General features: G+C 52.3%; 10 protein-coding genes. 7 read left to right on the top strand and 3 right to left on the bottom strand.

Annotation, left to right across the window (positions count from 1 at the left end):
• Positions 1–687 precede the first annotated feature (687 nt).
• The gene (locus tag L691_RS0102900; protein ID WP_025688669.1) at positions 688–1,656 is read left to right on the top strand and encodes an SDR family NAD(P)-dependent oxidoreductase; all 969 of its coding nucleotides are present in this window, start codon (positions 688–690) and stop codon (positions 1,654–1,656) included.
• An 83-nt stretch (positions 1,657–1,739) separates the two neighbouring features.
• Positions 1,740–2,297, top strand: coding sequence for an SRPBCC family protein (locus tag L691_RS27645; RefSeq protein ID WP_025688668.1), 558 nt, complete (start codon positions 1,740–1,742; stop codon positions 2,295–2,297).
• 370 nt (positions 2,298–2,667) lie between these two features.
• Here the strand turns inward: L691_RS27645 and L691_RS0102890 are convergent, their stop codons facing one another.
• Both L691_RS0102890 and L691_RS0102885 read right to left on the bottom strand, forming a co-directional pair.
• The gene (locus tag L691_RS0102890; RefSeq protein WP_025688667.1) at positions 2,668–3,729 is read right to left on the bottom strand and encodes a DUF4179 domain-containing protein; all 1,062 of its coding nucleotides are present in this window, start codon (positions 3,727–3,729) and stop codon (positions 2,668–2,670) included.
• On the bottom strand, positions 3,704–4,141 hold the full coding sequence (locus L691_RS0102885; RefSeq protein WP_408634728.1) for a sigma-70 family RNA polymerase sigma factor: 438 nt from the start codon (positions 4,139–4,141) through the stop codon (positions 3,704–3,706). Before L691_RS0102885 ends, L691_RS0102890 begins: the two co-directional genes overlap by 26 nt.
• Positions 4,142–4,308: 167 nt before the next feature.
• On the opposite strand from L691_RS0102885, the gene L691_RS0102880 reads away from it, so the two are divergent.
• Positions 4,309–4,944, top strand: a complete 636-nt coding sequence (locus L691_RS0102880; RefSeq protein ID WP_036734929.1) for a nitroreductase family protein — start codon at positions 4,309–4,311, stop codon at positions 4,942–4,944.
• A gap of 54 nt (positions 4,945–4,998) precedes the next feature.
• On the top strand, positions 4,999–5,289 hold the full coding sequence (locus tag L691_RS0102875) for a putative quinol monooxygenase (protein WP_025688662.1): 291 nt from the start codon (positions 4,999–5,001) through the stop codon (positions 5,287–5,289).
• Between the two features lie 114 nt (positions 5,290–5,403).
• Here the strand turns inward: L691_RS0102875 and L691_RS0102870 are convergent, their stop codons facing one another.
• Positions 5,404–6,183: a carbon-nitrogen family hydrolase gene (locus tag L691_RS0102870; protein ID WP_025688660.1), complete on the bottom strand. Its 780-nt coding sequence runs from the start codon at positions 6,181–6,183 to the stop codon at positions 5,404–5,406.
• A gap of 159 nt (positions 6,184–6,342) precedes the next feature.
• Here L691_RS0102870 and L691_RS0102865 point away from each other — a divergent pair, with 159 nt between their 5' ends.
• From L691_RS0102865 to L691_RS0102855, 3 genes are all read left to right on the top strand, one after another.
• Positions 6,343–6,720, top strand: a complete 378-nt coding sequence (locus L691_RS0102865; RefSeq protein WP_025688659.1) for a hypothetical protein — start codon at positions 6,343–6,345, stop codon at positions 6,718–6,720.
• Positions 6,721–6,887: 167 nt separating this feature from the next.
• Positions 6,888–7,214, top strand: coding sequence for an ArsR/SmtB family transcription factor (locus L691_RS0102860; protein WP_025688657.1), 327 nt, complete (start codon positions 6,888–6,890; stop codon positions 7,212–7,214).
• A gap of 153 nt (positions 7,215–7,367) precedes the next feature.
• Positions 7,368–9,128, top strand: coding sequence for a SulP family inorganic anion transporter (locus L691_RS0102855; protein WP_025688655.1), 1,761 nt, complete (start codon positions 7,368–7,370; stop codon positions 9,126–9,128).
• Positions 9,129–9,164 lie beyond the last annotated feature (36 nt).

The raw sequence follows: 9,164 nt of genomic DNA, 5'->3' as shown, positions 1-9,164 counted from the left end.
CAGCCTTGGGTACGGCGATCCAAGGGTACTGGAAGCGGCGAAGATGCTGCGTGAGCGGTATGCCCAGTGAGTAGCGTTATAGGTATGCGGCTCCGAAAAGTTAAGAAGCCCGCAGGTCTTTCGGTTATTGAAAGACCTGCGGGCTTCTGTGTTGGATACGTCGGGTCCTGCACCGAGCCTGGTCAGGAATTAGGGCAAGCCGCTCCGCCATCAATTGACGGGGTCAGGCGGGTTGCGGTTTGGGTTCAGTCCCCTGTAAACCTGCCTGAGTGCAGTTTTTTTACCCAAAATGCTTATTCATAAGGAAACTCCTGCGATCATACAGGAATTTGAGGCGGTACTGACTGAATTGAGTCTGGGCGGGGGAAATACCTGTACTTTCGTAGGCATGTGATACAGTAGCCGTTCTCAAGGCGACCAAAAGATGCAGAATTTCAGGTTTTTGGCGAAGAACATCCCGATTCCATTCGGGAGGATGCATCGGGATGTTCTCCTGTCTTCGAAAAATAAAGTTTTAGACACCCATGACGCTAACGCGGCGCCATCAGATGATGAAATAGAGTTATTTCAGGATAGACTAAAAAAATAAATTTCTAATTTAGTGATTGACCAATCAATAACTAGATGATATTATGAATTTAAGTTAGTAATTGATCAATAACTAATCACGAAATGAGGTCGATGAAAATGGAAAAAGCGATTGTAATTGGAGCAACGGGCGGAACGGGAGCAGCGATCACGGAAGAACTGGTCAAACGGGGGATACGTACCATTGCTTTTGGGCGTTCGCGTCAGAAATTGGAGCACTTTGCAGGAAAGCTTGGAAATCCCCCGCATTTGACGCTGGCTGTAGGGGACGCAATGCGCCCTGATGATATTGTAGCTCAAGCAGGCGGCGCGGACGTATTGTTCCATTGTGCGAACGTACCCTATAACGAGATGGCGAACAAGCTGATACCGCTAGGCGAATCGGTGATGGAGGCGGCAGAACGGCTTGCGATTAAAGTTGTAGCGATTGACGGGATCTATCCTTATGGGAGAAAACAGATGGATCTTGTCACAGAAGAGCATCCCAAGCAGCCTCATACGAAAAAAGGAAAAGTCCGCTTGGACTATGAACGGATGCTGTTCAGCAAGCGGTGGAGCAAGGCCAAAGTTATGATTGTTCGCTTGCCCGATTATTATGGACCTACGGCTAATGAAGCCTCGTATTTAGGTTCAACCCTTGAAGCGATCGCTGCCGGGAAAATGGCTTTTTTCGTCGGCAACATGCATGTTCCCCGCGAATTCATCTATTTACCGGATGCGGCTGCCATGATTGCCGAGCTGGCAGGCAAAGACTTCGCTTACGGACAGAACTGGAATATACCGGGGGCTGGGATCATATCGGGACGGGAGATCGTACGGATTGCGCAAGCGGCAAGTGGCCATGTTAAACCAGTCATTCCACTGAAAAAATTAGGTTTATCGATGCTGGGCATGAGCGTGCCCGTCATGAAAGAAGTCATTGAGATGCTTTATCTAACCGAAGATCCGCTGACACTAAGCGGAGACAAATACAAACGACTAATCGGACCGATCACCGCAACGCCATTCCAGGAAGGTATTACTTCGACTGTTTTAGCATTGAAGAGCAGGGCATCTATTGCACAATAGTTATTGATTGATTAATAAAATAAAGTAAAGTTGTAACAAGCTTTAGACCGTTTATGAAATTAATCACTAAGGAGAGATGAAATATGTTGAAAAGATTGTTTAAGTCAAAAGCATTCACGATGAGCTTTCTTGTACTGATACTAATTCTGATTGGCGGGGTGATTTTTAGTGTGAGGTACTTCGATGATTCCCAACGGGTCACTGTCGATGTTGACCGAAACGCCCAGGTCATAGTGGACCTTTCCATCGAAATCGAAGCTTCGCAGCAGACCGTATGGCGGATACAGACTGGTATTGACCAGTGGCCAACTTGGCAGAAAAACGTCTCTAAGGCCCGGTTATCCGGTCCGCTCGCGGTGGGAAGCACCTTCCAGTGGGAGACTCACGGGCTGCCCATCGTCTCCACCATTCGCGAGGTCGACCCTATGCGGCGTATCGTTTGGGGAGGGCCAGCACAAGGCATCGAGGGCGTCCACGTGTGGACGATCACTCCCACCTCCAAAGGAGTCGTCGTGCATACCACGGAGTCCTGGGACGGTCCGCCAGTAGCGGCCGACCCCGACGGCATGCGCGCGGCACTAACGTCCTCGCTTAATGCCTGGCTTGCCGATCTCAAGGCAACTGCCGAGGCGGCCAACTGAAAAACAGCCTTTACGCGACGGGGATTATTACGCTCCCTTGGTACCTCCGGGTGAGTCAATTCCCAATTGTAAAGACACCTCCAAAACCACTAAAGAAGTGGGAATGGAAGCATCTTTGCACATATGGGGGTTAGTCAATGTATTATTGTAGAGCATCACAAAAAGCAGGCCAAAACTGGTGGCCTGCTTTTCATGTTTCGGTATGACCAAATGTCGAATAGCTGTTGCGGCATTTCAAATTGAAGGGGCTGGTACACCTCAATAAAAGGGCGCCGCCGCAGCCGTATCTATGGTTTATTGGACACTCCCGCTAAAATACAAAGGAATGCTCCTGAACTCAGTAAGCTCCTAATTGTCATGTGTACGAACCTTAAGGCAGGGTCACGGTGAAACTGTCAAATTTGATTTTTTTCGATGCTTGAGGAGGAGTGAATTCGATCGGTGTCTCTGTGCCGTCTGGGTCAATCGCAACCCCGCCGCCCATGCTTGGAAAAGACAGACGAGGAGTGAATGTTAAGGTTTTTGTACCGGCTGGAAGCGGATCGAACAGCTGGGTGCCGGTGGAATAATATTTACCATCCCGGAATTGACTTCGGATTCCACCCGATTGGGAACCCAGTTCATGTCCCGCTTCATCAACCACTCTGACTAATAGATAGGCGACCGAGTCTTGGTCTTCGGATACCGCGCTAAAGGTAAGCCGTACTCCCGCCGGTCCAATCACCAGGTCGGATACCGTCAGGTCAACTCCGCCGGATTGCTGCTTATGGCCGATCGCGATGAGCTTGGTGCCAGACTGCTTGGTGACAGGTATGGTGAAGTCCCATTTCTTTTGTCTATCCTCGGTGCTAAGGTTCAGCCCAAGCTCGAACCGATCCGGTAACTTCGCCGGAGAGTCGAGTTCCAAAATACCGGTACGATAGGTCGGGGTGATTTTCGTTTGTTTTTCACCGCCGAAGGAACCCTGCACTTTTCCATTGACAGTGAGACCTGTCCTTAAATTAGTATAAGCTTTTCCCATCGGCTTCTCCGTCTTCAGCGAGTACCCGATACTTAAACGTGTCCCGTCGTAGAACACCTCATTGATGGTAAGCGAGTCGCCGCCGGATACTTTGTTCATGCCAACCGCTGAAGTTAATCCATTTTCGCTTACGCGCTTCAAACCGCTGTCTCCGTACTGGCTGAATACTGACCCAATGACCGGAATTTTGGACACAATGCTTGCCATTGCCGGAGACAAGGCCGCCGAACCGAACAGCAGACCGCATGCAACGGCCGCCGCCCCCGCCGTATACGCTATTTTTTTTCGTATCTTCGTCCTCTTGTCTGCTTCGGTTGCTTGAACCGTCCTCGTAATGATAGCGTCCAGCTTGTCATAGGGTACGGGAATGTTGTCGATTTCTTTTTTAAAGGAATGAATTTCTTGGATCATCGCAAGCGGCTCCTTTCAGCTTTTTCCGCAGAATCGATAGGCCCCGGTGAATGTTCGTCTTTACCGTTCCTTCCGGGCAGTCCACAATTTCAGAAATCTGTTTAACCGAATAATCTTTGTAGTAGCGAAGCAGCAGCACCGTCCTATATTTCTCCTCAAGCGTCTCTAAGGCCTGAAGAAGATCGAGCTGATCCTCTAGCTGGAACTGATACGAATCCCCAATATGTTCAAGCACTTCCGGACTCATTACGGTAACATTGCGGTTCTTTTTTAAGTGGGCGATGGCCGTATTAATCAGAATCCGCGTGAGCCAGGTGGAAAAATACCGGGTGTCCTGCAGCGTGGATATCGACTTGAACGCCTTATAGACGGTCTCCTGAAAAACCTCCAATGAATCCGCCTCATTTCTCATGTACACATAGGCCATCCTGTAGAGCTTCTCTTTTTCTTGATGAATGAACGGCTTGTAACATAAATCATATAAAAATTAATCTTTTACAATTTATATAGAATTAGAGTTTCCCAGACTGAACACATCCGAATCGAACAATCTTTTTTATACGAAGGAGAGATCTACTGATGAACAAGACGCTTAACAATGATTTTACCGAGATTCTTACCGGCCGGCGCTCCATTCGCAAATATGACCCTAGTGTAAAAATCAGCAAAGAGGAAATGACGCAAATCCTTACGGAAGCGACGCTTGCGCCCTCTACGGTCAACATGCAGCCTTGGCGGTTCCTTGTGATTGACAGCCCGGAAGGAAAAGCGGTTCTGGCGCCGCTGGCCCGCTTCAACAAGCAGCAGGTGGAGACTTCTTCAGCGGTGATTGCGGTATTCGGGGACATGAACAGCTTCGACTATGCCGAGGAAATTTACAGCACCGCCGTTGAGCGCGGATGGATGCCGGCTGAAGTGAAGGAGAAACAACTGGTGGGCATAAACAGCCATCTTGCCGTCCTGCCGCCGCAGGTCAAGCGGGAAATCCTGCTGATTGACACAGGGCTTGTCTCGATGCAGCTTATGCTGGTGGCCCGGGCCCATGGTTACGACACGAATCCGATTGGCGGTTATGACAAGGACAAGGTCGCGGAAGCCTTCGGCTGGGACAAGGATCGGTACGTGCCCGTCATGCTGCTCTCGATCGGCAAAGCGGCGGAGGAAGGCTTCAATTCGGTCCGTCTGCCTATCGACAAAATCGCAGAATGGAAATAAATAGATTTAAGGCGTAAAATATAGAGGAATAAGATAAGGAGGGAAAGAGAAATCATGATTATTATCCATGCTACGTTTCATGTGAATCCGGAAAAAAGAGATGCCTTTCTGACCGAAATCAAGCCGCTGCTTGCAGGGAGCCAAGCGGAAGAGGGTAACGTGTACTATGACCTGTACGAGCATTCGGAGAAAAAGAATGTGTTCCTTATGGTCGAAGCCTGGCGCGATTCCGAGGCCGTCGATATCCATAACGCTACCCCTCACTTTACCGGTTTCGTAGGCAAAGCGGAAGAATTCCTTGCCGCTCCGTTGGATATCAAGGTATATAACGCAGAGCAGGCATAAGGGGAATATCATAGACACATTTTACCCGCGTCAGTTATCCATCCGAACCTCCCGCCTCACGGTCGTCGTCATGCGGGAGGTTCTTTTTTTGGCGTAAAAAAGGGGTGTTGGCGCTTAATTGTACATCTCGGGTCTACGGTCGGTAAATACCGGGATTTGCCCGCGCGCTTCCCGCACTTTGGCCAGGTCAAGCTCACCGGATATAATCTCCTCCCCTTCGCCCGCCTCACAGACGATTTCTCCCCAGGGATCAATAATCATGGAATGCCCCGCAAAAACATTGGCGGGATCGGACCCCGCCCGGTTGCAGGCGACTACGTAGCACTGGTTCTCAATTGCCCGGCTGATGAGCAGCGCGCGCCAGTGGGCGAGGCGCGGCAGCGGCCATTCCGCAGAGACGAACAGCACCTCCGCTCCGGAGACCATGTGCGCGCGTATCCATTCCGGAAACCGGATGTCGTAGCAGATGACGCCGGCGCAGGGTGTACCGTCCAGACGGAACAGCCCTTTGGATGCGCCCGGCTGAAGATACAGATGCTCATCCATGAGCCGGAACAGATGCAGCTTGCTGTATTCCAAGACAGGAACTCCTTCGCGGTCCGCGGCGAACATGGTGTTGGTTACACCTTCCGCGCGCTGCCAGGCGGTGGAGCCTGCGATAATATTGATGCCGTATTCCTTGGCTAAGCCGCCGATAAACGCTGCTGCGGCCTGGCCGCCCGGATCGGCCATTTCATCAAGACGCGTCAAGTCATAGCCGGTCGTCCACAGCTCGGGCAGCAGGATGCAGTCCGGCTGTCCTTGCGCGGCAAGACGGATGGCGCGCTCCGCTGCGGTGTAATTGGCCTTAGGATTGCCGAAAGCGATGTCGAGTTGAAGCAGGGAAACTTTCATTTAGCGGTTCGCCTCCTTATGTATAGCACTATACGGCTATCCGCTGTTCAAGGCAATATGGCTGTCCGGCGATCTTCGGGGGAAGGGAATACCTGCTGACTTGACAAAACCGGCCGACCGAAGTAAAAAAATAGGATATACCGTAAGGAGGAGCAGAGTATGAGAATAACGATAACCCGTGCCGGAGAGCGCCATGGCGAGGTGTATTTCTCCTCGGCCTACGGCGAGGGCAAGGGACAATGGCTCGGCTCCTCCCTGGTGCCCGGACAGGAATATGAGGCCGAGCTTGAGCTGCCCGAGCTCTTTATCAAATGGGTAGACCTCGTTCCGGCTCCAGGGCAGCTACCGGCGATCTTCATGGAGTCGGGCAAGACTGTTCTGACCGGCACACTGGAGGATATTGAAGAGGACGGGACGGCTTATATGCGGCTCGGGGAGTCGCTGATTATGTTCGAATGTCTCGGCGAGCCTATGGCGCTTGGCGGCACGGTGGAGCTTACAGCCGGAATCCTCCGCATCTATCCGGCAGCTTATTAGCGCAGGGCGGGTTCCCGCGTTCTTGGCGATTCGGGCTTGTCAGCGCAGCAGCCGGAGGCGGCGAGGGCGAACCGGGGTTGTGTGCGGCTTATTTCACGGGTATGCTGTAAATAACAGGCGGAAAGTTTGAAGAAGAATTGAGAGAAGCTGTGAGGAGCACGGGCGAAATGAACAGTGATATTCAGCAATTTAAAAGCGAATTTTTCAAGGCGTTGGCTCATCCGATGCGCATCCGCATTCTGGAGCTGCTAAGTGAAGGGGAGAAGACCGTCAACGAGATGCAGGCGATTCTGGGGTCAGAAGGCTCTGCCGTATCGCAGCAGCTCTCCGTTCTGCGGGCGAAGAACGTGGTGAACAGCGTGAAGGAGGGAACCTCTGTTATCTATTCGCTCCGCGATCCGCTGATCAAGGAGCTGCTGGCCGTGGCGAAGCAAATTTTCGATAACCATCTGGTAAACGCTATCTCTCTGCTGGAGGAAATCCGCAGCGAATAAAGGCTGCGGTTCCGGTGCGGCCTGATTGAGAGCGTTCTCAGATGAATCAGGCTCAATTAATCTTTGACTTTAGGATTGACATTGAAAAAAGACAGGAGTAATGTTTCATATATATTCAAATAATCAGATATTCAAAGAAAAGAAGGTTAAAAGATGATAGGATGGAGCCGATTTCAGAACTATGGTATGAGCTCTCTGCGAAAGGATCTTGTTTCCGGTATAATTGTCGGCGTTATTGCCATTCCTCTGGGAATGGCTTTTGCTATTGCCTCAGGCGTTAAGCCGGAATACGGCATTTACACGACGATTGTCGCCGGCATTCTGATCTCGCTATTCGGCGGTTCGAAGTTTCAGATCGGAGGCCCGACCGGCGCTTTTATCCCGATTCTGTTCGCCATCGGGGCGCAGTACGGCTACGAGAATCTGCTTATCGCGGGTATAATGGCCGGCATTATGCTTATCCTGATGGGCGTGCTCCGGCTGGGCGTGCTGATCAAATTCATTCCGAAGCCCGTCACGATCGGATTTACCGCCGGAATCGCCGTCATCATCTTTACCGGGCAAATCGCCAGCTTCCTCGGCCTGAAGGGTGTGGAGCGGCATGAGAAGTTCGTGGACAATATGCGTGAAATCGGTATTCATCTCTCTACAGTTAACGTATACAGCATTGTGACGGCGGCAGTCTGCCTGGCCGTACTGCTGCTGGGTAAACGGTACGCTCCCAAGGTGCCGGGCTCGTTGATCGGGCTCGTTATTGCCAGCGTCTTGGCGGCGCTGTTCTTCAGCGGCAAGGTCACGACGATCGGCTCGGCTTATGGAGACATTCCAAGCACGCTGCCGAGCTTTCACTTCCCGGTCATTACCTGGGAGCGTATCCGGTCGCTGCTGCGGCCTGCGTTCCTGATCGCCATGCTGGGCGCAATCGAGTCTCTGCTGTCGGCCGTTGTGGCTGATGGTATGACCGGAAGCCGGCATGACAGCAACCGCGAACTGATCGGACAAGGCATCGCCAATATCGCGGCTCCGCTGCTTGGCGGAATTCCGGCGACAGGCGCGATTGCCCGGACCGCCACCAATATCAAGAGCGGAGCCGCTTCTCCGCTGTCCGGCGTGATCCATAGCGTTGTCGTATTCCTGATTCTGCTGCTGTTCGCTCCGTATGCCTCAAGCATCCCTCTGGCGGCTATGTCGCCGATCCTGATGGTGGTTGCCTGGAATATGAGCGAGCGTAAGGCGTTTCTTCATCTGCTCAAGACGAAGACGGGGGATTCGCTGGTGCTGCTAATCACCTTCCTGCTTACGGTCTTCGCCGATCTGACGATGGCCGTGGAAGTGGGGCTCGTGCTGGCCGTCATCCTGTTCGTCAAGCGGATGGGCGAGGTTCATCTCGTGTCCAAGGTACTTCCTGATCCGGAGTCCGTCAAAGTGGGACCGCATATGGTCTCGAAGGAGCATGATTGCCCGCAGATCGGCATTTACAACGTGGAAGGCCCGCTGTTCTTCGGGGCGGCTTACCGCTTCGAGAATACGATGCCCGGAGCCGGGCCTGAGCAGCCGAGTGTGGTCCTGCTAAGGATGAGCAAGGTGCCGTTCATGGATACAACAGGGGAGAGCAATCTGGCGGGGCTCGTCCGGCATCTGGAGAGTTCCGGCGGGAAGCTGCTTATCTCCTCTATTCAGCCCCAGCCGCTTGAACTGCTCCGAAAGACGGGCCTCTATGAGCGGATCGGCGCTGCCCGGTTCTACGATCATACCGGGGAAGCCATCAATGAAGCTCTCCGCACCATTTCCCGGGAGCAGTGCATCGGCTGCCGCCACGCTGCCTTCCGGGAGTGCGCCGCACTGTCCGGCTACGAGGAAGCGCAGAATCTGATTGGCTTCAAGGCATGCACCAAGCCGGAAATCGCCCGCTGACGGAGCGCTCCAATATGTGAAGAGAAACTAAATGAA

It is taken from the genome of Paenibacillus zanthoxyli JH29 (genome assembly GCF_000520715.1).
GTDB lineage: Bacteria > Bacillota > Bacilli > Paenibacillales > Paenibacillaceae > Paenibacillus_AQ > Paenibacillus_AQ zanthoxyli.
This window is presented reverse-complemented; position numbering and strand designations above follow the sequence as displayed.

Excerpts from the sequence above, each read along its gene's own strand:
- L691_RS0102900 (WP_025688669.1), top strand. The coding sequence starts at position 688 with ATGGAAAAAGCGATTGTAATTGGAGCAACGGGCGGAACGGGAGCAGCG.
- L691_RS27645 (WP_025688668.1), top strand. The coding sequence starts at position 1,740 with ATGTTGAAAAGATTGTTTAAGTCAAAAGCATTCACGATGAGCTTTCTT.
- L691_RS0102890 (WP_025688667.1), bottom strand. The coding sequence starts at position 3,729 with ATGATCCAAGAAATTCATTCCTTTAAAAAAGAAATCGACAACATTCCC.
- L691_RS0102885 (WP_408634728.1), bottom strand. The coding sequence starts at position 4,141 with ATGAGAAATGAGGCGGATTCATTGGAGGTTTTTCAGGAGACCGTCTAT.
- L691_RS0102880 (WP_036734929.1), top strand. The coding sequence starts at position 4,309 with ATGAACAAGACGCTTAACAATGATTTTACCGAGATTCTTACCGGCCGG.
- L691_RS0102875 (WP_025688662.1), top strand. The coding sequence starts at position 4,999 with ATGATTATTATCCATGCTACGTTTCATGTGAATCCGGAAAAAAGAGAT.
- L691_RS0102870 (WP_025688660.1), bottom strand. The coding sequence starts at position 6,183 with ATGAAAGTTTCCCTGCTTCAACTCGACATCGCTTTCGGCAATCCTAAG.
- L691_RS0102865 (WP_025688659.1), top strand. The coding sequence starts at position 6,343 with ATGAGAATAACGATAACCCGTGCCGGAGAGCGCCATGGCGAGGTGTAT.
- L691_RS0102860 (WP_025688657.1), top strand. The coding sequence starts at position 6,888 with ATGAACAGTGATATTCAGCAATTTAAAAGCGAATTTTTCAAGGCGTTG.
- L691_RS0102855 (WP_025688655.1), top strand. The coding sequence starts at position 7,368 with ATGATAGGATGGAGCCGATTTCAGAACTATGGTATGAGCTCTCTGCGA.